This is a genomic window from Nocardiopsis sp. NPDC006139 (genome assembly GCF_040614155.1).
GTDB lineage: Bacteria > Actinomycetota > Actinomycetes > Streptosporangiales > Streptosporangiaceae > Nocardiopsis > Nocardiopsis changdeensis.
In genome coordinates this window covers 74984-98886 of the sequence record NZ_JBEXTT010000019.1, presented here as the reverse complement: position 1 = coordinate 98886, position 23903 = coordinate 74984, and the positions used below count along the sequence as shown (strand labels likewise).

19 protein-coding genes, 1 tRNA gene and 2 pseudogenes are annotated in these 23903 nt (G+C 71.4%); 6 read left to right on the top strand and 16 right to left on the bottom strand.

The genetic code is table 11. The annotated features are described in order from the left end of the window. Positions 1-23: 23 nt before the first annotated feature. From ABZ249_RS23385 to ABZ249_RS23325, 13 genes are all read right to left on the bottom strand, one after another. Complete coding sequence (locus tag ABZ249_RS23385) at positions 24-1175, bottom strand: MraY family glycosyltransferase (protein ID WP_355266522.1); 1152 nt, start codon at positions 1173-1175, stop codon at positions 24-26. A 40-nt stretch (positions 1176-1215) separates the two neighbouring features. Further along, positions 1216-2013 (bottom strand): L-threonylcarbamoyladenylate synthase, encoded by a 798-nt coding sequence (locus tag ABZ249_RS23380; RefSeq protein WP_355266519.1) that lies wholly within the window; start codon positions 2011-2013, stop codon positions 1216-1218. A 76-nt stretch (positions 2014-2089) separates the two neighbouring features. Then, positions 2090-2953: a peptide chain release factor N(5)-glutamine methyltransferase gene (gene prmC, locus ABZ249_RS23375; RefSeq protein ID WP_220562995.1), complete on the bottom strand. Its 864-nt coding sequence runs from the start codon at positions 2951-2953 to the stop codon at positions 2090-2092. Continuing rightward, entirely contained in the window at positions 2950-4020 is a 1071-nt protein-coding gene (gene prfA / locus ABZ249_RS23370; RefSeq protein ID WP_220565322.1) for a peptide chain release factor 1, read from the bottom strand. The genes prmC and prfA overlap by 4 nt, the downstream gene beginning before the upstream one ends. 109 nt (positions 4021-4129) lie before the next feature. Then, positions 4130-4342 carry a 50S ribosomal protein L31 gene (rpmE, locus tag ABZ249_RS23365; RefSeq protein WP_355266515.1) on the bottom strand — a complete coding sequence of 71 codons (213 nt, stop codon included), beginning with the start codon at positions 4340-4342 and terminating at the stop codon, positions 4130-4132. A gap of 194 nt (positions 4343-4536) precedes the next feature. Then, on the bottom strand, positions 4537-6348 hold the full coding sequence (locus tag ABZ249_RS23360; protein ID WP_355266512.1) for an L-lactate permease: 1812 nt from the start codon (positions 6346-6348) through the stop codon (positions 4537-4539). A 348-nt stretch (positions 6349-6696) separates the two neighbouring features. Then, complete coding sequence (gene rho, locus ABZ249_RS23355; protein WP_355266509.1) at positions 6697-8652, bottom strand: transcription termination factor Rho; 1956 nt, start codon at positions 8650-8652, stop codon at positions 6697-6699. Between the two features lie 442 nt (positions 8653-9094). Further along, the gene (thrB, locus tag ABZ249_RS23350; RefSeq protein WP_355266506.1) at positions 9095-10057 is read right to left on the bottom strand and encodes a homoserine kinase; all 963 of its coding nucleotides are present in this window, start codon (positions 10055-10057) and stop codon (positions 9095-9097) included. A gap of 91 nt (positions 10058-10148) precedes the next feature. Further along, a complete protein-coding gene (gene thrC, locus ABZ249_RS23345) occupies positions 10149-11213 on the bottom strand; it encodes a threonine synthase (RefSeq protein WP_220563000.1) in 1065 nt (354 codons plus the stop codon). A gap of 234 nt (positions 11214-11447) precedes the next feature. Next, entirely contained in the window at positions 11448-12734 is a 1287-nt protein-coding gene (locus ABZ249_RS23340) for a homoserine dehydrogenase (protein WP_355266503.1), read from the bottom strand. A 55-nt stretch (positions 12735-12789) separates the two neighbouring features. Further along, positions 12790-14175 (bottom strand): diaminopimelate decarboxylase, encoded by a 1386-nt coding sequence (lysA, locus tag ABZ249_RS23335; protein ID WP_355266500.1) that lies wholly within the window; start codon positions 14173-14175, stop codon positions 12790-12792. Between the two features lie 111 nt (positions 14176-14286). Further along, positions 14287-15375: a DALR anticodon-binding domain-containing protein gene (locus tag ABZ249_RS23330; protein ID WP_355266498.1), complete on the bottom strand. Its 1089-nt coding sequence runs from the start codon at positions 15373-15375 to the stop codon at positions 14287-14289. Continuing rightward, positions 15372-15755 carry a response regulator gene (locus ABZ249_RS23325; RefSeq protein ID WP_220563004.1) on the bottom strand — a complete coding sequence of 128 codons (384 nt, stop codon included), beginning with the start codon at positions 15753-15755 and terminating at the stop codon, positions 15372-15374. Before ABZ249_RS23325 ends, ABZ249_RS23330 begins: the two co-directional genes overlap by 4 nt. Before the next feature lie 118 nt (positions 15756-15873). Here ABZ249_RS23325 and ABZ249_RS23320 point away from each other — a divergent pair. Beyond that, a tRNA-Arg gene (locus ABZ249_RS23320) sits at positions 15874-15945 on the top strand. 805 nt (positions 15946-16750) lie between these two features. Here the strand turns inward: ABZ249_RS23320 and ABZ249_RS23315 are convergent. After that, positions 16751-17776, bottom strand: a pseudogene (locus ABZ249_RS23315) (recombinase family protein); the annotation flags it as partial. Positions 17777-18069: 293 nt separating this feature from the next. Between ABZ249_RS23315 and ABZ249_RS23310 the strand changes: the two are divergent. Further along, positions 18070-18447 carry a hypothetical protein gene (locus tag ABZ249_RS23310; protein WP_344097037.1) on the top strand — a complete coding sequence of 126 codons (378 nt, stop codon included), beginning with the start codon at positions 18070-18072 and terminating at the stop codon, positions 18445-18447. A 264-nt stretch (positions 18448-18711) separates the two neighbouring features. Here ABZ249_RS23310 and ABZ249_RS23305 read toward each other — a convergent pair. Next, positions 18712-19239 (bottom strand): annotated as a pseudogene (locus ABZ249_RS23305) (DNA cytosine methyltransferase); the annotation flags it as partial. After that, positions 19236-20117 (bottom strand): hypothetical protein, encoded by an 882-nt coding sequence (locus tag ABZ249_RS23300; RefSeq protein WP_017567511.1) that lies wholly within the window; start codon positions 20115-20117, stop codon positions 19236-19238. The gene ABZ249_RS23300 and the pseudogene ABZ249_RS23305, both read right to left, overlap by 4 nt. Positions 20118-20426: 309 nt before the next feature. Here ABZ249_RS23300 and ABZ249_RS23295 point away from each other — a divergent pair, with 309 nt between their 5' ends. The 4 genes from ABZ249_RS23295 (at position 20427) to ABZ249_RS23280 (ending at position 23892) form a co-directional block, all read left to right on the top strand. Next, positions 20427-21026, top strand: a complete 600-nt coding sequence (locus ABZ249_RS23295; RefSeq protein WP_355266493.1) for a hypothetical protein — start codon at positions 20427-20429, stop codon at positions 21024-21026. Positions 21027-21179: 153 nt separating this feature from the next. Further along, positions 21180-21539 carry a pilin gene (locus ABZ249_RS23290; protein ID WP_184366658.1) on the top strand — a complete coding sequence of 120 codons (360 nt, stop codon included), beginning with the start codon at positions 21180-21182 and terminating at the stop codon, positions 21537-21539. Then, positions 21536-22963, top strand: a complete 1428-nt coding sequence (locus ABZ249_RS23285) for a hypothetical protein (RefSeq protein WP_026115253.1) — start codon at positions 21536-21538, stop codon at positions 22961-22963. The genes ABZ249_RS23290 and ABZ249_RS23285 overlap by 4 nt, the downstream gene beginning before the upstream one ends. Continuing rightward, positions 22963-23892, top strand: coding sequence for a PrgI family protein (locus ABZ249_RS23280; RefSeq protein WP_017567514.1), 930 nt, complete (start codon positions 22963-22965; stop codon positions 23890-23892). The genes ABZ249_RS23285 and ABZ249_RS23280 overlap by 1 nt, the downstream gene beginning before the upstream one ends. Positions 23893-23903: the final 11 nt, after the last annotated feature.

Here is a 23903-nt window from a genome sequence, read left to right as displayed (position 1 = left end):
CCCTTTGCGAGGTCACAGTCCTCTCACCGTTTCACACCGTCCCCGGAACGGGCGCCGCGCGCCCGGTCCCAGGGCAGCAGGCCGCGGCGGCGCAGCCGGGGCAGGGCGATGAGGCCGACCGCGCAGACCGCGACCAGGGCGGTCACCGTCAGCACGACCACCGCGGAGTCGAACACCGACAGCGCCACCGCGGCGAACGCCACGATCCCCGCCCACAGGTACATGAGGAGCACCGCGCGCACGTGGCTGTGCCCCATGTCGAGCAGGCGGTGGTGCAGGTGCCCGCGGTCCGGGGCGAACGGCGACTTGCCCGCCAGGGTGCGGCGCAGCACGGCCAGCACCAGGTCCGCCAGCGGCAGCGCGATGACCAGCAGCGGCAGCGCGATCGGCAGGAACACGACCAGGCCGGAGTTGAACTCCTCGCGGGCGGTGTTGGCGTCGAACTGCCCGGTCACCGTGATGGTGATGGAGGTGAGCAGCAGGCCCAGCAGCATGGAGCCGGTGTCGCCCATGAACACCCTGGCCGGGTGGAAGTTGTGGCAGAGGAATCCGACACAGGTGCCCGCGAGGATGATCGCGATCATCGCCGGGTAGGACTGGCGGACGAACCCCTGCTCCACCGCCACCACGTAGTAGTAGGCGAAGAAGGCCAGGGCCGAGATGCCGACGATGCCCGCGGCCAGGCCGTCCAGACCGTCGGCGAAGTTGACCGCGTTGATGGTCACCACGATGAGCAGCACCGACACCAGCGCGCCCAGCCAGGGACCGAGCGAGAGCTGGGTGCCGGGCAGCGGCAGCCACAGCAGCTGCACGCCCGCGGCGACGAGGATGCCCGCGGCCGCGACCTGCCCGGCGAGCTTGCTCACCGGGTCCATCCCCCACCGGTCGTCGATGACGCCGATGACCGTGATGAGGCCGCCGGCCAGCAGCAGGCCGATCCAGGTATCGGCGACGAACACGTTCTGCAGGTGCGGCAGTTGCGCGGAGAGCAGCAGGGCCACGGCGAAGCCGCCGTAGATGGCCAGTCCGCCCAGCCGGGGGATGGGCTCGGTGTGCACGTCGCGGTCGCGCACCGGCGGCGTGGCGCCGAAGGCGATCGCGAACTTGCGCACCAGCGGCACGAGCAGGTAGGTCACCGCGGCGGCGATGACGAAGGTGAGCGCGTACTCCCGCACGGCCTTGGCCCTTCTGTCTCTGTGTCCCGGGACGGGGCGGTCAGTCGCGGTCGGTGGCCTCGGGCGCGGCCTCCCCGGCTGCGGGCCCGGTGCCCGTCGCGGGGGCGTCGGCGTCGGCGGCCTCGGGGGCGTCCCCGGCCGGCGCGTCCTCACCGGCCTCCCGGGCCTTGGGCCGGTCGGGGCCCTTGCGCAGCTCGCCGATGACGGTGCCGCACACCTCGCGCAGCTTCTCGATGGGGATGGCGCCGCTGCGCAGCACCCGCGGGACCGCGTAGGTGAGGTCGACGATGGTGGAGGGCACCGGCGTCTCCGCCGCCCCGCCGTCGAGGTAGACGGCGACGGTCTCCTCCCCCAGCTGCGCGATGGCCTCCTCGGCCGTGGTCGCGGCCGGGCCGCCGGAGAGGTTGGCGCTGCTGACCGCCATCGGTCCCGTCTCCTTGAGCAGGTCCAGGGCGACCGGGTCCATCGGCATGCGCACCGCGACGGTGCCCTTGGTGTCGCCCAGGTCCCAGGACAGGCTGGGGGTGGCGGCGCACACCAGGGTGAGCGGGCCGGGCCAGAACTCGTCCATGAGGTCGCGGCCGAACCGGCCCAGGTCGTCGACCAGCGCCATCGCCGCGCGGGTCGAGCCGACCAGCACCGACGGGGGCACGTCGCGGCCCCGGCCCTTGGCCGCCAGCAGGTCCGCGACGGCCTTGGGACTGAAGGCGTCGGCGCCGATGCCGTACACGGTGTCCGTGGGCAGCACCACCAGCTCGCCTCGGCGGACCGCGGACGCGGCGTCGGCGATACCGTCCTTGCGGGCGGTCTCGTCCGCGCAGTCGTAGATGCGGCTCACCTGCGTTCACCTCGTTCTCGAGCGGGTGGGCCGGTCGGCGCCGGCCCGGGGGGCGGGATCGTGACGACCGGGCCGGTCAGTCCTCGTGGTCGGCCCGGCGCATGACCACGAAGCGGTCGCGCCTGGCCAGGTCCTTGCGGTTGAGGACGTCGCGCCAGCCCTTGTCCTCGGGGAAGAGCCAGGGGATGTCGATGCCCTGGCCGTCGTGGTGCTCCACGGCCATGGCCCCGCCGGGGCGCAGCAGCCTGCGGCCGACCGCCTCCAGGTCGCGGATCATGTCCAGGCCGTCCTCGCCCGACCACAGCGCGGGGGCGGGGTCGAAGTTGCGCACCTCCGGGGGGATGGCGTCGGCCTCCCGGGTGGGCACATAGGGCGGGTTGCTGATGAGCAGGTCGACGCCGCCGTTGAGCTCGGGCAGCGCGGTGCGCATGTCGCCGTGGTGCAGGGTGACCCGGTCGGCGTGCCCGCTGGCGTCGATGTTGCGCCGGGCCCACTCCAGGGCCGTCGGGTCGATCTCCACGGTGTGCACCCGGGAGCGGGGCACCTCCTGGGCGATCGAGATGGCGATGGCGCCCGAGCCGGCGCCCAGGTCGACGACCAGCGGGTCGGCGACGTCCATGGCGCGCAGCGTCTCGATGGCCCAGTCGACCATGATCTCGGTCTCCGGCCGGGGGACGAACACGCCCGGGCCGACCCTCAGTTCGAGGTAGCGGAAGTAGGCGCGGCCGGTGATGTGCTGGAGCGGCTCGCGGGCCTCGCGGCGGGCGACGCACTCCCAGTACCGGGCGTCGAAGTCGGTGTCGGCGACCGTGTGCAGTTCCCCTCGACGGACACCGTGCACGAACGCCGCGAGCTCCTCGGCGTCCGTGCGAGGCGATGCGATGCCCGCGTCCGCGAGTCTCAGTGTCGCGCGGGCGACCTCGTCGAGAAGAAGGTTCATGATCCCTGGGCCGCTTCGAGCCTTTCCTTGGTGTCCGCGTCCACGAGGGCCTTGACGACGCCGTCCAGCTCCCCGTCGAGGACCTGGTCGAGGTTGTAGGCCTTGTAGCCGACACGGTGGTCGGAGATGCGGTTCTCCGGGAAATTGTAGGTGCGCACGCGCTCGGAGCGGTCCACCGTGCGGACCTGGCTCTTGCGCTCGGCGGCGGCCTCGGCGTCCGCGCTGGCCTGGGCCTCGGCGTAGATGCGGGCGCGCAGGATGCGCATGGCCTGCTCCTTGTTCTGGAGCTGGCTCTTCTCGTTCTGGCAGGAGGCCACGATGCCGGTGGGCAGGTGGGTGATGCGCACCGCGGAGTCGGTGGTGTTGACGCTCTGGCCGCCGGGGCCGGAGGAGCGGTACACGTCGATGCGCAGGTCCTTGTCGTGGATCTCGACCTCGATGTCCTCGGCCTCGGGGACCACCAGGACACCGGCCGCGGAGGTGTGGATGCGGCCCTGCGACTCGGTGACGGGGACGCGCTGGACGCGGTGGACGCCGCCCTCGAACTTGAGCATCGGCCAGACGCCGGTCCCCGGCTCGGGGGTGCCCTTGTTCTTGAAGGCGATGGTGATGTCCTTGTAGCCGCCCAGGTCGGAGTGGGTGGTGTCGATGACCTCGGTCTTCCACCCCTGGCGCTCGGCGTAGCGCAGGTACATGCGGACCAGGTCGGCGGCGAACAGGGCGGACTCCTCGCCGCCCTCGCCGGCCTTGACCTCCATGATGAGGTTCTTGTCGTCGGCGGGGTCGCGCGGGATGAGCAGGAAGCGCAGCCGGTCGGTGAGGCGCTCGGCCTCGGCGGTCAGGCGGTCGGCCTCCTCGGCGAAGGAGGAGTCCTCGGCGGCGAGCTCGCGGGCGGCCTCGATGTCGCTCTCGGTCTCCTTGAGCGCGCGGTACGTCTCGATGATGGGGGTGAGCTGCGCGTAGCGCTTGCCCAGTGTGCGCGCCCGGCCCTGGTCGGCGTGCACCTCCGGGTCGGCGAGCTGCTGCTCCAGCTCGTAGTACTCCCCCAGGAGGTCGTCCAGCTTCACTTGTGCCACCCCGTCTTGATTCGCGTGCCTCGCCTGCCGTGTCGCCCCCGCGGGGGCCGTGGGTCCCGTGGCGCCGGGTGCACCGGCGCCACGGGCGGAGCGGGCGCCGCTACTTGGTGCGCTTGCCGAAGCGCTTCTCGAAGCGGGCGACCCGGCCACCGGTGTCGAGGATCTTCTGCTTGCCCGTGTAGAACGGGTGGCACTCGGAGCACACCTCGGCGCGGATCTTGCCGTCGGTCACCGTGCTGCGGGTCACGAACTGGGCACCGCAGGTGCAGGTCACCTCGGTGGTGACGTACTCGGGGTGGATGTCGGCCTTCATCGTGTGTCTCCTTGTTATGCGCGGCCGCCGGGCGCACGCCTGACGCACCACCGCTGCGGTGGGGCGTCGTGAAGGTCATGCGCGAACCGGTGCCGCGGCGATCCAGGTAAGGGGCGGCGGGTCCTCATGGAGGAGGACGGGCCGTATCCCCGACTACCAGTTTGCCAGAACCACAACCATGCCGTGACCGGTATCTATTCCGCCTTCCCGCCCCTCCCCTCCGCGGTGACGGCGGCGCGGCGCGCGTCGGACCGCCGCAGGTACACGGCGAGCCCGGCGAGCAGCAGCAGGAGCGCCGCCAGGACGAGGGTCCCGGCGTCGAACCCGACCCCGTGGATGAGGATGTGGGCCAGGGACCCGGCCGCGACGACGTAGTAGACCATCGGGATCACCGTCTGGCGGATCAGGTCCCCCTCGCGTCCGGCGAGGCCGACCACGGCGGAGGCGGCGACCACGTTGTGCACGGTGATCATGTTGCCCGCGGCGCCTCCGGCGGCCTGGGCGGCGACCACCGTCTCGGGGGGCACGCCGATGCGTTCGGCGGTGGAGAACTGGAAGAGGGAGAACATCAGGTTGGAGACGGTGTTGGACCCGGCGACGAAGGCCCCGAGGGCGCCGATCCAGGGGGCGTAGAGCGGCCAGGCGGCGCCGCCGAGCTCGGCCGCGCCGGAGGCGAGGGTCAGGGGCATGCTCGCCAGGTCGGTCTCGCCGAAGTCGGCGCCGGTGTTGATGAAGACCCGCACCAGGGGGACGGCGAAGAGCAGGGCGACGGCCGCCCCGGCGAGCTGGGAGCCCGCCATCCCCCAGGAGGCGAGGATCTCGCGGCCCTTCATCCGGTGCAGCCCGTAGGTGAGGAGGCAGACCAGGATGAAGGTCGCGCCCGGGGAGTAGAGGGGTTCGATGGCCTGGGCCACGGGCGTGCCGAAGATGTCGGAGGCCCCGACGGTGATGCCGGTCAGCCAGGCCTTGACGGGGTCGATGGTGCGGGTGGCGACGAGGATGCCCGCCACCAGGAGGTAGGGGGACCAGGCGCGCAGCAGCCCCATGCGCCGTTCGGCGGTCCCGGCCCCGTTCTCCGGCTGGGCGAGGCTCCCGCTCCACCGGGCGAGCCAGTCCTCCCGGGGCGGGAAGTCCCAGGTCTCCTTGGGCATGAGGAAGCCCTTGCGGGCGGCGAGGACGACGATGACCAGGCCGGTCAGCCCGCCCAGGAGGCTGGTGAACTCGACGCCGAGGAAGTAGTTGTACAGGACGGAGGGGACGGTCATGGCGAAGGCCGCGAAGAGGGCGAACCTCCACACCCCGAAGCCGTCGGAGAAGCGCCTGCGGCCCCCGTAGAAACCGCAGAGCATGCAGCTGATGAAGAGCGGGACGAGGGTGCCGGCCGCCGCGTGCAGCAGGACGGTCTGGAACCCGATGTGGGAGACGAACTCGGGGAACGCCAGCCCCAGGACCGAGGCCCGCTCGGCGACGTCGGGCGAACCCTCCAGTCCGCCCGAGACCCCGACCAGGATGGGGGTGCCCACCGCGCCGAAGCTGACGGGGGTGCTCTGGATGACCAGGCCGACCATGACGGCCGCCATGGCGGGGAAGCCCAGGGCGAACATCAGGGGGGCGACCACGGCGGCGGGCGTGCCGAACCCGGAGGCGCCCTCGATGAAGCTCCCGAAGAGCCATCCGATGATGATGGCCTGGATCCGGCGGTCCGGGCTGATGTCGGTGAAGGTGGCGCGGATGGTGGCGATGGCGCCGCTCTTGGTGAGGGTCGCCAGCAGGAGCAGGGCGCCGAAGATGATGTAGAGGAGGCCGATCGCGAGGATCAGGCCCTGGACGGTGGAGGCGGCGACCGCCACCCATTCGGTGTTCCAGGCGGTGACGGCGATGAGGACGACGACCGCGTAGCCGACGGGCATGGCGTACTTGGCGGGGGCCCGGAACCCGACGAGCAGGACGCCGACGACGAGGATCGGGGTGAGCGCGAGCAGGCTGAGCAGGGCGAGGTTGTCCATGTGGACGGCTCCCTGGTGTTGCTGGGGGTACTCGACCGGGCCGACCCTAAATCGTTTTATGAAGCGGGGACATCCCCCGAGGGTGACCTGCAACACATCGGTGATCTTTTTCGTCTGCCAGTGCCCGTTTTCCGGATAACGAAAGAACGGCCCTCTCCTTCCGGAGAGGGCCGTCCGCTTCCCTCGCTCTCCCCACATGGGGGGCGGTGCCGGTTCGGACGCGCACTCGGGACCGCCCCTGGTCTTCGCAGCGGGTGCGGGGACGGGCGGGACCCTACCGGCCGGTGACGACGGACGGCGGCCCTCCCCGGGTGGGGAGGGCCGCCGTGCGCGTCACGCGGTGGGCGCTCAGGTGGTCTTCTGCACCTGGAGCAGGAACTCCGCGTTGCTCTTGGACTCCTTCATCTTGTCCAGGAGCAGCTCGATGGCCTGCTGGGTGTCGAGCGCGTGCAGGACCCGGCGCAGCTTCCAGACGACGTTGAGCTCCTCCTGCGACATGAGGATCTCCTCCTTGCGGGTGCTGGAGGCGTCCACGTCGACCGCGGGGAAGATGCGCTTGTCGGCCAGGGAGCGGCTGAGCTTGAGCTCCATGTTGCCGGTGCCCTTGAACTCCTCGAAGATCACCTCGTCGGCGCGCGAGCCGGTCTCCACCAGCGCGGTCGCCAGGATGGTGAGCGAGCCGCCGCCCTCGATGTTGCGGGCGGCGCCGAAGAAGCGCTTGGGCGGGTACAGCGCCGTGGAGTCCACACCGCCGGACATGATGCGCCCGCTGGCCGGGGCGGCCAGGTTGTAGGCGCGGCCCAGGCGGGTGATGGAGTCCAGCAGGACGACGACGTCCATGCCCATCTCGACCAGGCGCTTGGCCCGCTCGATGGCCAGGTCGGCGACGACCGTGTGGTCCTCGGCCGGGCGGTCGAAGGTCGAGTGGATGACCTCGCCCTTGACCGTGCGCTGCATGTCGGTGACCTCCTCGGGACGCTCGTCCACGAGGATCACCATGAGGTAGCACTCCGGGTTGTTCTCGGTGATGGCGTTGGCGATCGCCTGCATCACCATCGTCTTGCCCGCCTTGGGCGGGGAGACGATCAGCCCGCGCTGGCCCTTGCCGATGGGTGCGACCAGGTCGATGATGCGCGTGGTCAGCACGCCCGGCTCGGTCTCCAGCCGCAGCCGCTCCTGCGGGTACAGCGGGACGAGCTTGGAGAACTCCTGGCGGTTCTTGGCCTGGTCGGGCGACATGCCGTTGACCGAGTCCAGGCGCACCAGGGCGTTGAACTTCTCCTTGCGCTCGCCGTCGCGGGGCTGGCGGACCGCGCCGATGATGTGGTCGCCCTTGCGCAGGCCGTGCTTGCGCACCTGGGCCAGGGAGACGTAGACGTCGCTGGACCCGGGCAGGTAGCCCGTGGTGCGGACGAACGCGTAGTTGTCCAGGATGTCGAGGATGCCCGCGACCGGCAGCAGGACGTCGTCCTCGCCGATCACCGGCTCCGGCTCCTGGCCGCCCCGTCCGCCGCGCCGGTCCCTGCGGTCCCGGCGGCGGCCCCGGCGGCGTCCGCCGAACTCGTCGTCGTCGGCGCCGCCCGCGCCGCCGCGTCCCTGCTGGCCGCCGCCCTGGCCGCCCTGCTGGGAACCTCCGGCGCTCTGGTCGTCGCCGCCGCGGTTGCGGTTGCGGCGGTTGCGCTGGCGCTCACGGCCCTGCCCGGACCGGCCTTCGCGGTCCTCGGAGCTGTCGGAGCCGGTCTTCTGGGGGGTGCTGGATGTCTTGGTCACGCTGCTCGCGGAGGTAGAGGAGTCGGTGCCGTCCACCGATCGGGGCTGGTCGCCGGCCTCGTCCCCGCGCCTGCGGGTGGAGCGGCGGCTCCGGGGCGCCTTCTCGCCCCGCCCCTGGGGGTCGGTCACGGCCTGGTCCGACGACCGGTCGGCGCGCGTGCGCGCCTCGTCCGAGCCCGACGGCTCCTGGGACCGGCTGTCGGTTGCCTCGACCTTACCGGCCTCGGGCTCGGTCTCGGTCTTCTTCGGCGATTTGGCCTTGGTCGGTGCTCCCACGGGACCGCCCTGCTTGGCCTCGATGGCGGCGATGACGTCGCTCTTGCGCATGCGCCCCGTACCGGTGATGCCCAGGCTCGACGCGAGCTTCTGCAGCTCGGGGAGCTTCAGGGCGGCGAGACCGGTGCCGCGCGCCGCGGCGCGGGACCTGCTCGGCGACGTCGTGGCCGAAGCGTCGCCGGCCTCCGCTCCGGAGGCGCCGGTGCCGTTCTTGCTGTCGACCGCCGCGTCCGTTCGGAGTTCGGTGGTGTCGCTCACTAAGGGTCCTTCCCAAGGAGCGGGCTTCGGCCGTCAGCGGGTGCTGGAGCGGCCGGCCCGGTGGTGCGAACCGGCTGGGCCGGGTAGGGCGTGCCCCACGTGGATGTCGGAAACCGGCGAGAAGACGGTCCCCTACCCGATCGCGGCGGGCTCTGGGTACAGCCAGACGTCGGGGCGGGTGGCTCGGTGGTACTGCCGATCGACCGCGGCGGAACGCTCATCCGGGGAGGAGGAGCTGGCAGCGGGGATGTCGACACGTTCGCGGAGAATCCGCGGAATCGACACACCGACCACCGCTTCCGGACGGTCGTGGGACCGGACCACCGGAGTATGGGATGCGGAGGCCGCTGTGGCGGATGAGCACTCGCCCCGCAACGGGGCATCTGGTGCTTCACCTAGCCTAACATCACCAGAGGCCACGGCTATTCCTCGACACATGGTGCTACGGATGGGGAGATGGGGACCGCACCCCCGCCTGCTCGACCGGCAGGGGGCGTATGTCCCAATCATTACCCGCACTACGACGGATTGAATCAAGCGCCTCGGCGATTTCCGGCGAATCGGCCTCCGCCTCCCCCTCCGCCACGGAGCACAGCACCAGGACCGTGGGTCCCGCCCCGGAGACCACGGCGGGGAGTTCCCACTGGTCACGCAGGTCGCGTACGAGGTCGAGGGTGCGCGGCATGGCGGGCGCCCGATACTCCTCGTGTAGCCGATCCCGGGTGGCCGCGTACAGGGTTTCGGGATGGCCACAAACGGCCGCGGTCATCAGCGCGGCACGGCCCGCGTTGAAGGCCGCGTCGGCGTGCGGGACGCTCTCGGGCAGCAGCCCGCGGGCGCGTTCGGTGGACAGCCGCCACCCCGGGACGCACAGCACCGGGAGCAGGCGCGGGTCCGGGGCCAGGGAGACGGCACCCCAGCGGTCGGCCTCGCGGTAGGCGACGGTGTAGCCGCCGAAGACGCACGGGGCGACGTTGTCGGGGTGGCCCTCCAGGTCGGCGGCGACCTGGTAGATCCAGTCGCGGTCCGGGCCGCCGTCGGGACCGGTGCGCCCCAGCAGGGCCGCGGCCGCGGCGACGCCGCCGACGATCGCGGAGGACGACGACCCCAGGCCGCGCGCGTGCGGGATGCGGTTGACGCAGGTCAGCGTGAGGCCGGGCAGCTTCTCCCCGGCGCGGTCGAAGGCCTCGGCCATGGAGCGGACGACGAGGTGGCGGTGGTCCGCGGGGACCTCTCCGGCGCCCTCACCGCTCACCTCCACCCGGAGTTCGCCGTCGTCGCGCAGCACGACCTCGAAGTCGTTGAACAGGGACAGCGCGAGGCCCAGGGCGTCGAAGCCCGGACCCAGGTTGGCGCTGGTGGCCGGGGCGCGGACGGAAACCCGGTCGGGGCGCGGTGGGGTCATGGCGGGGTCTTTCGGTGGGGTCTTCCGGTCGTGCGTGTTCACGGCGGTCCCGCTCCGGCGGGGGCGTGCGGACGCCCCCGCCGGAGGGTGCTCAGGCCAGGTCCAGGGCCCGGGCCGCGGCCAGGGCGTCGACCGGCACGGTGGTGGCCGAGGAGGCCCCGGCCAGGGCCCAGTCGGGGTCCTTGAGGCCGTTGCCGGTGACGGTGCAGACGATCCGGCTGCCGCGCTCGACCAGCCCGGCCTCGACGGCCTGGAGCAGGCCGGCGACGGAGGCCGCGGAGGCGAGTTCGACGAACACGCCCTCCTCGGCGGCCAGCAGCCGGTACGCGGCCATGATCTGGCGGTCGGTGACCTTGTCGATGATCCCGCCGGAGTCGTCGCGCGCCTGCTCGGCCAGGCTCCAGGAGGCCGGGTTGCCGATGCGGATCGCGGTGGCGATGGTGCTCGGGCTGGTGACCGGGGCGCCGTTGACGATCGGGGCTGCGCCGCTGGCCTGGAAGCCGAACATGCGCGGGTTGCGGGTGGAGATCCCGTCCCGGCTGTACTCGGTGTAGCCCATCCAGTAGGCGGAGATGTTCCCGGCGTTGCCGACGGGGATGCAGTGGACGTCCGGGGCGTCGCCCAGGGCGTCGACGATCTCGAAGGCGGCGGTCTTCTGGCCCTGGAGGCGGTAGGGGTTGACCGAGTTCACCAGGGCGACCGGGTAGTCGACGCTGAGCTTGCGGGCGAGTTCCAGGCAGTCGTCGAAGTTGCCGTCGACCTGGAGCAGGCGGGCGCCGTGCACGAGGGCCTGGGCGAGCTTGCCCATGGCGATCTTGCCCTGGGGCACCAGGACGGCGCAGGTCATCCCGGCGCGGATGGCGTAGGCGGCGGCGCTGGCGCTGGTGTTGCCCGTGGAGGCGCAGATGACGGCCTTGGCGCCGTCCTCGGCGGCCTTGGTGATGGCCATCGTCATGCCCCGGTCCTTGAAGGAGCCGGTGGGGTTGAGACCCTCCACCTTGAGGAAGACCTCGCATCCGGTGAGCTGGGATACGCGCGTGGCGGGCAGCAGGGGCGTGCCGCCCTCCTGGAGGGTGACGACGGGGGTGCTCTCGTTGACGGGGAGGCGGTCGCGGTACTCCTCGACGATGCCTCGCCACGCCCGTGCCTTGCTCACGACAGTGTCCCTTTCGGGTGGATGCGGATCCCGCTCGATACGCATGGAGAAGATGGAGAAGCGGCGGGGCGCCGTGGCCCCGTAGCGGACCCGGGACGCTGCCCCCACCTGGTACGAGTCTACGGCCAGGCCGGGATCATCTCGAATCGCGGTCGCCCTTGTCCGCATTCCGAGACGGCCGTCGGCGGGCCGGGGCCGGGGGCGGCGCGGGTGCCGCGCCAGCCCCGGCGGCGGTCAGTCCGCGAAGGTCTCCACGCGCATCACGCTGGCGACCTCGCGGACCATGTCGTGGACGCGCAGGTCCTCGACCGTGCGGCTGAGCGCGGCGTCCGGCGCGGGGTGGCTGACCAGCACCAGCTGGGCGTCGTCGCCGCGGCCCTCCTGGCGCACGTTCTTGATCGACACCTGGTGGCGGGCGAAGATCTCGGCGACCTTGGACAGCACGCCCGGGCGGTCGGCCACGTCCAGCGCCACGTGGTAGCTGGTGATGGTGTCGCCCATGTCGTGGACGCCCAGGCCGGTGTCGTGGCCGCCCTCGGCGACCGAGGTCCCCGCCCGGCGGTTGCGCGCCACCGCGACCACGTCGCCCAGCACCGCGCTGGCCGTGGGGGTGCCGCCCGCGCCGGCGCCGTAGAACATCAGCCGGCCCGCCGACTCGGCCTCCACGAACACCGCGTTGTAGGCCTCCTTGACGCCGGCCAGCGGGTGGTCGACCGGCAGCATCACCGGGTGGACGCGCACGCCCACCGACTTGTCGTCCTCCGAGCGCTGGCAGATCGCCAGGAGTTTGACCACGCAGCCCATCGCCCTGGCGCTGGCGATGTCGGCGGCCGTCACCCCCGTGATGCCCTCGCGGTGCACGTCGGCGGCGGTCACCCGCTGGGTGTGGAAGGCCAGCCGCGCCAGGATCGCGGCCTTGGCGGCGGCGTCGAAGCCCTCCACGTCGGCCGTCGGGTCGGCCTCGGCGTACCCCAGGGCCTGGGCCTCCTCCAAGGACTCGGTGAACCCGGCGCCCAGGGAGTCCATCCGGTCCAGGATGTAGTTGGTGGTGCCGTTGACGATGCCCAGCACCCGGTTGACGCGGTCACCGGCCAGCGAGTCGCGCAGCGGGCGCAGCAGCGGGATGGCGCCCGCCACCGACGCCTCGTAGTACAGGTCCACCCCGGCCTCGCGGGCGGCCGCGTGCAGGGTCTGGCCGTCCTCGGCCAGCAGCGCCTTGTTGGCCGTGACCACGGACTTGCCCGCCCCGATCGCCGCCAGGATCAGCGAGCGCGCCGGCTCGATCCCGCCGATGACCTCCACCACGACGTCGATGTCGGGCCGGGTGGCCAGGGCCATGGCGTCGGTGGTCAGCAGCTCGGGGGAGACGCCGCGGGCGCGGTCGATGCGCCGCACCGCGATCCCGCCGACCTCGATGGGCGTGCCGATCCGTGCGGCCAGCTCCTCGGACTGCTCCTCGATCAGGCGAACGACTTGCGAACCCACAACGCCGCATCCGAGCAGCGCCACCTTCATCGCCATTTGGGCGTGACTCCCAGTTCTCTCGTGATCCTCTGACCGTCGCCGCGCGGACCGGTCAGCCGACGTCCAGGCGGAGGAGGTCCTCCTCGGTCTCCCTGCGCACGATCACGCGGGCGGCACCGTCCCGGACCGCGACCATCGCGGGCCGCGGCAGGTGGTTGTAGTTGCTCGCCATGGAGAGGCAGTACGCGCCGGTGGCCGCGACCGCGACGAGGTCGCCCGGGCGCAGGTCGGCCGGCAGGTACAGGTCGTGCACGATGATGTCGCCGCTCTCGCAGTGCTTGCCCACCAGGCGGGACAGCATCGGCCCGGCGGCGCTCTCGCGCGAGACGAGGCGGCCGGTGTACTCGGCGCCGTACAGGGCGGTGCGGATGTTGTCGCTCATGCCGCCGTCGACGCTGACGTAGGTGCGGATGCCCTCGACGTCCTTGACCGTGCCGACCTCGTAGACGGTGATCCCGGGCGGGCCCGCGATGGCGCGGCCCGGCTCCACGGCCAGGCGCGGCACCGGCAGCCCGGCCTCCTCGCACTCGCGGCGCACGATCGCCGTCAGGCCGTCGGCGATGGTCTTGGGGTCCAGCGGGGTGTCGTCGGAGGTGTAGGCGATGCCCAGGCCGCCGCCCAGGTCCAGCTCGGCCAGGGTGACGCCCAGGTCGGTGTGGATCCCGGCGAGGAACCGGGTGACGCGGCGCGCGGCCACCTCGAAGCCGGAGGTGTCGAAGATCTGGGAGCCGATGTGCGAGTGCAGGCCCACCAGGTCTAGGTGCGGCGCGTCCAGCACCCGGCGGACCGCCTCGGCGGCCGCGCCCGTGCTCAGCGCGAAGCCGAACTTCTGGTCGTCGTGGGCGGTGGCCACGAACTCGTGGGTGTGGGCCTCCACACCGGTGGTGACGCGGATCAGGACCTTCGGGGTGCGGTCCAGCCCGGCGGCGACGCGCTCCAGGCGCTCGATCTCGTCCAGCGAGTCGATGATGATCCGGCCGACGCCGGCCTCGACCGCCCGGTGCAGCTCGCGCTCCGACTTGTTGTTGCCGTGCATGCCGATGCGGTCGGCGGGCACCCCGGCGGCCAGGGCGACCGCCAGCTCGCCGCCCGAGCAGACGTCGAGCTTGAGGCCCTCCTCGATCACCCAGCGGGCGACCGCCTTGGTCAGCAGGGCCTTGCCCGCGTAGTAGACGTCGGACCCGGCGAACGCCGTGGCGTAGTCGCGGGCGCGCGCCCGGAAGTCCTCCTCGTCCATGACGAAGAGGGGCGTCTGGTAGGTGTCCGCCAGCTCGCGGACGTCGACGCCGCCCACGACCAGGGCGCCGTTCTCGCGGCGTGCGGTGGCGGGCCACACCCGGGGGTCGAGGGCGTTGAGGTCCTCGGGCGGCAGCGGCGGGTTGTCCTCGGGGAGGATCTCCGCGTGACGGGATCCGGCGGGGTGGGCGTAGCGGCTCATAACGGGCTTTCGGCTGGAACGGCGTGACGGGAGGGACGGCACCCCTCCCCCATTGTCCACTTCTCCGATCGGAACGCGGGCGTCGGGTGCGGCCCACCGGGCGCGGCGGGGTCACAGCCTTGTGGGCGCGGACACCCCGAGCAGGAACAGCCCGGTGCGGAGAATCCCGGCGACGGCGGACGGCAGCGCCGGGTCGGCGGTGGTGTACCCCGCCTGCGCGGTCGCGGCGGAGGGACAGGTCCGCCATTCATCGTAGGCACCGGCCAGGGTTTCCAGGTATCGGACCAGGATATGGGGTTCCTCTCGGCGGGCCGCCCCGGCCAGCGCGCTGGGTCCGTCCACCAGGGCGCGGCGCACCGGGGCGGTGTGCCGCTCGCAGGCCGCGTGCCGGGGCGCCCCCTCGGCCACCCACCGTTTCCGGGAGACCGCGTGGGCGTGGGCGTAGCGCAGCCGGAAGGCCGGGTTGGCGTCGGTCAGGCGGGCCCACGCGCCCGGGTACTCCGCCGACGGCAGCACCGGGAGGTCGCGGCCGGTCGTCTCCGTCTCGCGCGGGCGCTCGGGGATGGAGCGGCAGAACGCGATGCGGGCGCTGTCCTCGCCGACCGCGCCCAGCGCCCGAGCCGCGGGGGTGAACAGCCCGGCCCGGTCGCCGTCCAGGTAGGGGTCCCGCCAGGAGACCTCCCCCGCCTCCGGCACCGCGGGGGGAGCGTCGCCCGTGGCCAGGGCGATGCGGGAGCGCGCGTCCGCCCGCGCCCACCGGCGGGCCTGGGCCACCGGCCCGGCCGCGTGCAGGGCGGTGCGGGGCCACTCCCCCGCCCCGTCCCACCCGCGGCCGGTGAGGAAGCGGGGACCGTCCGCGGCCGCGCCCAGCAGGTCGTCGCGCTGGCGCGCGCCCAGGGTGACGTTCAGAAAGCCCCGGTCGTCGGCGTGCAGCCGGGCGTAGGACAGGCGGCCCCGGTCGCGCAGGTCGGCCATCCGGGCGGCGATGCGCCCGGCCACCCGCAGGTGCGGCCGCCCGGACCCGGGGGGCAGGCGGTCGCCCACCAGGCCCACCAGGCGCGGTGCCAGGGCGGTCGCGGCGTCGGCGCCCTCGGCGGCCTGGTCGCCGCGCGGCCACACGAACGGGATCCGCTCCGCGGGCAGGTCGAAGGCGTCGGCGGCGGCGGACCTCACGACCGCCTCCAGGTCGGCCGGGGTCACCCGCGCCCCCCGAGCAGGCCGCGTACGACGTCGATCAGCGCGTCGGGGTCGAACGGCTTGGTGACGTAGGCGTCCACGCCGATCCGCTCGCCCCGCCGCACGTCCTCCTCCTGGGTGCGCGCGGTGACCAGCACGATGGGCAGCGTCCGCGTCCGTTCACCAGCGCGCAACCGCTCCGCGGTCGTCCAGCCGTCCAGCCGGGGCATCATCACGTCGAGGGTGACCACGTGCGGGTCGATGTACCCGATCCGGTCGAGGCAGTCCTGCCCGTCCACGGCGGTGAACACCTCGAACCCCTCCAGTTCGAGGTTGAGGCGGATCAGTTCCCGGATCACGTCGTCGTCCTCGACGACGAGAACCCGTGCGGGCAAGGCGTTCACGGCGCGACACTACCGCCGCGGGGGCGGGCCGCACCACCGGAACGGGGGGATCCGCCGCGCGCGGCAAACGGGTGGACGAAGCGCGCGGAGCCCCTGCTACAGTTGTTCACGCAAGCCAGCCCCCTTAGCTCAGGGGATAGAGCAACGGCCTCCGGAGCCGTGTGCGCAGGTTCGAATCCTGCAGGGGGCACTTCGCAGATGGGAACACTCTTCGAGGGTTCCCATCTCTTCATTTCTGATCCTTCTCCGGGGTCGGCGACCCGTTGGGCCGCTCGGACCGACTCGTCCAGGCTCTCCGCCGCGAGGGTGACCCTGATGTGCACGTGGTTGGCCCACTTGTCATAGGTCAGTTCCAGGCGGAAGGCTTCGAACAGCCGTCTCAGTACCTCTTCCGGCACCTTGTCCAACTCCACTGCTTGGACGGGGATCGCGTCCAACATCTCGGGGGCCACTCGGACCGGGGGTCGCTCGCGGAGTTCCCTGAGTTGTCGGTCGATCTCCTCCTTCTCAGTGTAGAGACGCTCTGCCCGTTCTCTGATGTCCCCTGCCAACCGTGATGCCGGGTCGTCCACGAACTCCAACTGCCCGAGAAGCCTGTCCCGGCGCTCGTTCAGTTCCTCTTGCCGACGCTCCAGAGACGAGACGGCCTGTTCGTGCTCGCGGAGGGCGGCGGTATCCGCGTCCGGTATCGCCGCGAACAGGGCTCGGCTGCGTGCGGGACTGAACACGCGGTCTGTGAAGAAGCCCAGAACCGCTTCCATGAGGTAGGCCTCGCGCACCCACACACTCTTGGGGTGGGATGCTTCACACTTTCCCTTCGGGGGTTGACAAGCGAAGTATCCGACTTCCCTCCGAGTCTTGCCGAACATGCGACGCCCGCATAGAGCACATCGAACATAGGAGCGAAGTCGGTAGGAGCGCGCCGCTTGGGGGTGAGCTTGGTTGATGCCGCTCCTCTGCCGGGACCGGACACGATGGCCCGCGATCTTCTGCGCCGCAATAAAGGTGTCGACGGACACCAGGGGCTCATGGGTCGGCTGGCTGGACCACACCCACTCCTCCGGCGGCTTGAGACGGCCACCGGCCTTGGTCCCCCGGCGGTTCCAGACCATGAAGCCGCAGTACTTCGGATTGGTGAGCACACCGCGGACCGAGCCGCCCGTCCACTTCCCCACCGCACGACGGGGATCCACAGGCCTCGGGGGAGGAAAGCGATCCGGTTGGAGGTTGAGCACATCGGCGATGGCCTCATACCCCAGCCTCCTGTGCACCCGGAGCTCGAAGATCCAGGTGACGGTCGGTCCTCGGAGCGGGTCGGGGGTGAGTCGGTGCTTGGTGGCCCCTTCGGCGCGTTTGGCGGGAACCGGATGAGGAACTTTTAGAGGCATGTAGCCATACGGGGGCGAGCCGACATTGAAGCCCTGTTCTGTGTGGGTTTCGAACCCGCCCCAGGACTTCTCCAGGAGTTCGAGGACATACCACTCGGCCACCCCCTGCTTGACTCTGCGCGTCAGGATCTGGGTGGCCTTCTTCCCGTTCTCCATGATGGGCTCATCTGAAGCGAGCAGGAGGACGCCGAGTTGTTCCAAGCGGTGTTCGATCTGGCTGCTGATGTAGGAGCGCCGGGCAAGGCGCTCTATGGATTCACAGATCACCGCATCGAATCGTCGATCTTCTCGGGCCGCTTCTTCGAGCAGGTCTTGAATTCCCCCGTCTCGGGGGACCGGGATGGACATGGCCTCGTGTGCCTTGCCACGGCCCCGGTCCTTCAGGTCCATGCGGCCCGACTCGACGTCGTAGAAGTGGGCGACGATCATGCCGCGCGGGGGCAGGCTGGCGCGGGAGTTGGCCAGCTGGCGAGGGATCGACAGGGTGGCGTCCTGCTTGTCATCGGTGGAGGTGCGACCGGCGAAAGCCACCCTGAGCGCACCTCCCTTCAGCCCCGCGCGGAATCGTCTGGTGGTGCTGGTGAAGACTTCCGGGGGGATCGGGGGGACCGCCCCCTGTTGTGCAGTACCCATTCCAAGACTTCCTTGATGGACAATGCCTGCTCCCTCAGCAGCCCGCTGTCTTCGAGGGGTGAGAACTCAAAGGTCACGGACAAGCCGGGACCCCGTGAGGCGCTGAAGGGTTGGTCCGCTTCAGGATATTTCACGTTGCCTTCGCCCACACCATTCGCGACTCCGCTTTCCTTGCCAGTCGGCGTTTCGGTCTGATCATCGAATCCGCTCGAATCAGCCGACACAGCCCCACCTCCCATCGGTACCACCGGCAACCTTCTTCGTTGCCGCGGCAAAGGGGGAATATTTCCGGCATGCCGATTGATGAGGAGAAGCATCTGTCCGTTGCCGCACCAGAAGCGATTTCATCCACTTCCTCCGAAATCGGCATTGGTCTCGGCAATGAGGTGCCGCATGGCAACGGCCGCCTGCTGCGGCACCACGCCGTTACCGAGGATGTGGAGCTGGGCGGTGCGCGGCAATCCGAGGTCGGGGTCGGTGACCCACCCGGCGGGGAGGCCCATCATCCACTCGACCAGGGCGGCACTGAGCCGAGGTTGCCCGCGGGTGCCGCGTTCGGTGGGCGGCGGTGCCGTCCTGCCGAGCACTTCCTCCCACCGGTGGATCGCCGGTGCGTACTCGCCCCATGCGTACGCGAAAGGCGGAGTCAGCCCTGGGGATCGGTGCGGTGAGTGGCGAGAGCTGCGGAGGGCAGTGTGGGGTGCCCTGACGAACTCCGTTGCCGGGGGCTGCCCTTGGTGGCGTCGCTGGCCAGCGGGGTGGGCAGGAGCCTGTCGGTGAGTCTGGTGTGCGCAGTGCGGGTGCGTACGCACGCGGGGGTGTGCGGCGGGTGGCAGAGCACATCGCCCACCCGCACCTGCCGCCCCCGCCGCTTGCGGGTGTGCGGGTCGGCGGGCCCCCGGTGCCCGTCGCTGGCGCACGGGGTGGGCAGCAAGGAACAGCCGCTCACGCCGGTGGCACGCACCGAGGTCGCTGGCGCGTACGCAACACCATCGCGCGTCGTACCCCGTGCGGGCCAGGTCCGCGAGAACCCGGTCGAGCCCTCGGCCTTTCCAGCGGAGCGCGGCCACGTTCTCCAGCACGAGGAGGTTCGGTCGTAGATGGCGAACGGCGTCCATGACGAACGTCCAGACACTGGAACGGGTCCCTTTCTCGATGCCGGCTCCGCGTCCTGCGGCGCTGATGTCCTGGCAGGGGAATCCTGCGTTGAGCACGTTGGGGCGCTCCACATCGCTCCAGCGCACCGACGAGAGGTCGCCGAGGTTGCGTACGCCGGGGAACCGGTGCGTGAGCAGTCGGGTGACGTGGGGGTCGTTGTCGGCGACCCAGGCCAGGCGGGCATTGCCGCCCAGTGCCGCGGCAACGCCCATGTCGAGCTCGGCGTAGCCGGTGCACAACGAACCGATCGTGAGCGGTTCGGTGAGAGCAGCGGTGGTGGTGTGCGGCAACGATCCCGGGGTCACTGGGTTTCGCTCCCTTCTGCCGCTGCCGCTGCCGGGGCGGCATCGGCTCGGCACGACCACGGCGAGCACCCTTCGGGTTCGGGGCCCGAGGGGGCGGTCAGGTCGACCTGGTCCAAGGGTTTGCGGGAGACGTGCAGGTAGTAGGTGCCGTGCAGCGGCATGCCGCTGCGGGTGGCGGCGGGGTGGCCGTGCCGGATGGCGGCATCGAACGCCACGGCGTCCTCGAACGCCGCCGGTTCTGTTGCCGCCATCTCGGCCCAGGAGGCGGTGGAGCGGTAGGGGCATCCGATGCAGGCGGAGCGGGGGGTGTCGCCGAGGCCATGGGCGGTGAGGTGTGAGCGGCAGTCCCGGCGGGTCCACCCCAGATCCAGCAGCGGGAACTCGTTGCGGAGGTTCTTCACGTCGGCGTCTTTGGCGCGGTGGACCTCATCGAGGCTGATGCCGATGGCCTGGGTGGCGTAGACCCCCGTGGGGACGCGGGCCGGGTGCGGGTAGCCCAGCAGGCGGCGGGCCTCCTTCTTCAAGGGTTTGATCTTGTATTCGCTGGTGCACTGCCTGCGGGCCATCCCGCGCTGGCCCTGGGGGCCCAGGACGAACAGGGGCATTGATGCGAACCGGTGCCGTTCGTCCAGGGCGTCGCGACGGATGTTGCCGGTGCTCACCCGCAGCAGCGAGATGCCGGCGTCGGCGGCGATGTGTTCCAAGCGCTCCAGGTGCCGGTAGACACGCGCGGGTTCCCATCCGGTGTCGGCGAACAGGGCGTAGTCGAAGCGCGGGATGGCGCCCTGGGCGGCGAGCAGGAGCAGGGTGCTGGACTGCACCCCGGCGCCCAGGGAGAGCAGCCTCAAGGTCGGCGGCGGGTCGTGGGGGTCGCGCATCAGGGGTGTCGGCGTGTGGTCGGTGCCTCACCCTCTTTTTGCGAACCGGGGGCGGGATCGGGCGCGGGGGGTGCGTACTCACCGGGTCCGCACGACGCGCACCGCGGGCGGAGTGCTCATTTTGTGCTGATGGGGCGTGTGGTCATGGGTGGCGGTGACCGTGACGACACGAAAGGGACCCCGTCCATGCGCCCCTCTGTTTCCGCCCCCGTCTTTCCGCTGGCACGTGTCCGCCGAGCCTTCACCGCCCTGGTCGGACCGCCCGACCCGTGGCGGGTGGAGTTCGCCACCCCGGAGGGTCCTCGGGAGGTGGATCTGCTGCGGGTGGCGGCCCTGGTGCCGCACCTGCCCCGGGAGATCTCGGATGCGCTGTGGCGGGAGGTGATCGACCGCGCGCGTGGCAAGGGAGATGACTGGGCCGTGGTCGCCGTCGGGTTGGGGTTCAAACCGCTGAGGTCGGTGGTCGACCGGCTCTCGCGCAGGCGCCGGTTCGGTGCCCGCCGTGAAGAGTTGGAGGCCGAGGTGATCGCGGCGTGGATCCAGGAGGTGGACCGGGTCGATGTGGCGCAGCCGGGTGTGCTGGGTCGCCTGTGGGCGGGTGCCTACCGGGCGGGGCAGCGGTGGCGGTACGCCGCCGACCGTGATCTGGCCCAGCTCACCGGCCTGCCGTCCGATGCCGAGGCCCCGTTGGTGGGCCATCCGGAGGAAGCGCTGATCCGCGCCGTGCAGTTGGGTGTGATCACGGGGACGGATGCCTGGCTGGTTGGTGCGACCCGGTTGGAGCGGCATTCCCTGAAGACCGCGGCGGCGCACCTCGGCATGCCCTACCCCACGGCGAAGCGGAGGCGGCAACGCGCCGAGGCCGGGTTGACCGTGTGGCTGCGCGAGGAGATCCGCACCGGCGGGTGATCCCGAACGCGGGCGTAGGGCGCAACCAGTAGATGACAGCGGCCCTATGCGTTGTCCGGGCGGCGGGGTGGTCGGTTCGCCTCACCCTCACCGATCCACCTGTGGAAAGGAGAAGGCCCCGCCGCCCGCCACCCCTTTTTGGGAGGTGCTCTGGTGCCGACACGTCCTCGAACCCCCGCCCGTGCGCTGGCCCGTGCAGCGGCCACGCCCCTGCTCGCCGCCGCTCTGCTCATCGCCCTGGCGTCGGCGGGGTGGGCGCAGGAGACCGACCCCGGTGTCACCGATCTGGACACCGTCATCACCAACATCCGCAACTGGATCGTCGGCCTTCTGGTGGCGTTCGCGACCCTGCTGCTCACCGTCGGCGGGTTGCGTTACCTGCTGGCCGGCGGCGACCCCGGCGAGGTCAACAAGGCCAAGGACACCCTGAAGTACAGCGCGCTGGGCTACTTGGTCGCGGTCCTGGCCCCGATCCTGGTGGAGATCCTGCGGGGATTCGTGGGGCTGTCGTGACCCCGCTCCGGGCCGGTGTGCCCGTCCTCGTGGTCCTGGTGGTGCTGGCGAGCACTGCCGTCCCGGCGCACGCCGCCGTGGTGCCGGTGGAGGTGGCGCCCCCTTCTGATCCTCCGCCCACCGATCCCGAGGAGTGCGGGCTGGTCGACTACTCCTGCCGGATCACCGTCGGGGTGTACCTGTGGGTGGTCGGGCTGATCGCCGACCTGATCAACACCGCCCTGACCCTGGCGGTGCTGCCCGCCCTGTTCACTCCCCCGCCCACCGACGGGATCCGGCAGGCGTGGGAGACCTCCCAGACGGTGGCGAACGCGCTGTACGTGCTCGCGGTGGTCGCCGCCGGGGTGCTGGTGATGAGCTACCAGACCGTCCAGACCTCCACCGCCCTGAAAGAGATCCTTCCCCGCCTGGTGTTGGGGTTCGTCGGCGCCAACGCCTCCTACCTGCTCACCGACCTGATGCGGGAGCTGGGCAACGGCATCTCGGTGAACATGATGGACGGGGCCGCGACCGTGGAGAACCTCTCGTCCAGTGTGGGACGGATCCTGGGCGACCCCGTCGGCGAGCTGCTGACCATCGTGCTGCTGATGCTCGTCGCGTCGCTGTTGTGGTTCTTCTTCGTGCTCGCGCTGCTGCTGCGGATCCTGCTGTGGTGGCTGCTGACCGCGGTGGCCCCGCTCGCGCTGGCCTGCCACGCCCTGCCCCAGACCGACGGTCTCGCCCGCATGTGGTGGCGGTCCATGGCCGCGCTGCTGGCGATCCAGGTCGGCCAGGCGCTGGTGCTGCGGATCATGGTCACCGTGTTCCTGGGGCGCGAGAGCGCCCTGGGCGACCTGGCCCAAGCGGTCGGGAACATCCTCGATGTCCTGCTGCTCATCGTGTGCCTGTACGTCCTGGTACGCATCCCGTTCTGGGCGTTCAAGCAGGTGTTCAACCTGCAATCCTCCCCCGTGGTCCGCGCGGTCAAGACCGTGGCCGCCCTGCTGATCTTCCGCAACATCGGCAAGGCCCTCGCCACGGCACGGGCGGCGAAGGCCACCCGGGCCGCCTCGGCCTCGGGGCGTGCGGCGACCGTCCCCGCGCCCCCGGCACCAGCCCCGCGACGTGCCCGGGTGTGGGTGCAGCCGGAGCTACCGAACTTCGACGGCAACCTCCCCTACCGACAAGATCCGCTACCGGGGATTGACCGGCAGATCGACCGCCGCGCTCAGGCCCGTTTACGGGAGCGGCGCCGCTACTTCCAGCCCCCGCTGTCCCCGCCCCGACCCACGCACTGGCGGCAGGACGCGTTGCCGCAGTGGCGTGAGCCGGTGCCGCGGCAAGAGCCGCTGCCGCAGGCCCGCCGCCTGCCGCCGCCCCGCAGGCGCCCGGTCCAGCCTGCCCTGTTCGATCCCCCGTCCCCGAACCGCCCGAGGAGGTCGTAATGGCGCGTGTGCGCATGCCCGCCGACATAGAACGCGAAGACAAGATCCTGGCCGGGCTCACCGCCCGACAGCTGGTCATCATCGGCGCCCCGGGCATCCTGCTGTGGGCCCTCTACCAGGGCCTCGGCCATCTGGTGCATCCGCTGGCGATCGCCGTGGCCGCCGTCCCGGTGATGGGCGCGGCGACCGCCGCCGCTCTGGTGCAAAGGGACGGGCTGAGCCTGGACCGGCTGCTGCTCGCCGCAGTGCGCTTCGCCCGTTCCCCTAAACGCCGGGCCAGCGGCATCGCAGGGGCGTTGCCTGTGCCGTCGTGGGTTCGTGCCGACACGCCGCGGCTCCCGTCCCCGTGGGATCTGCCGGTCCACGCGATCGGTGATGACGGTGTGGTGGACCTGGGCGAACATGGCTGCGCCGCCGTGGTGGCCTGCACGACGGTGAGTTTCTCCCTGCGCACCCCCGCCGAGCAGGCCGGGCTCGTGTCCGGGTTCGCCTCCTTCCTCAACTCCCTCACCGCCCCGGTGCAGATCGTGATCCGCGCCGAGTCCATTCGCCTGGACCCTTTGGTGGACTCGCTTGATCAGGCGGCGCCGGGGTTGCCGCATCCGGCGCTGGAGGCTGCCGCGCGGGACCACGCCGACCACTTGGCCGCGCTCGCCCGTTCGCAGTCCCTGCTGCGGCGGCAGGTGCTGGTGGTGGTGCGCGATGCCGGTGACATCTCTCGGGCGGCGGCGACCGTGCGGCGGCGTGCCGAGGACGCGGTGCGGGTGCTGGCCGCCGCCGGGACCCTGGCACGTCTGCTCACCGGACCGGAGGTGCACGCGGTGTTGGTCTCGGCCGCCGACCCCGCTGGCCGCCACGGCCCGCCCGAAGCGCTGGCGCCTACGGATGCGGTGATCACCGGACCCACAGGAGGAGGTGAAGAGGGCTGATGTTCGCGTGG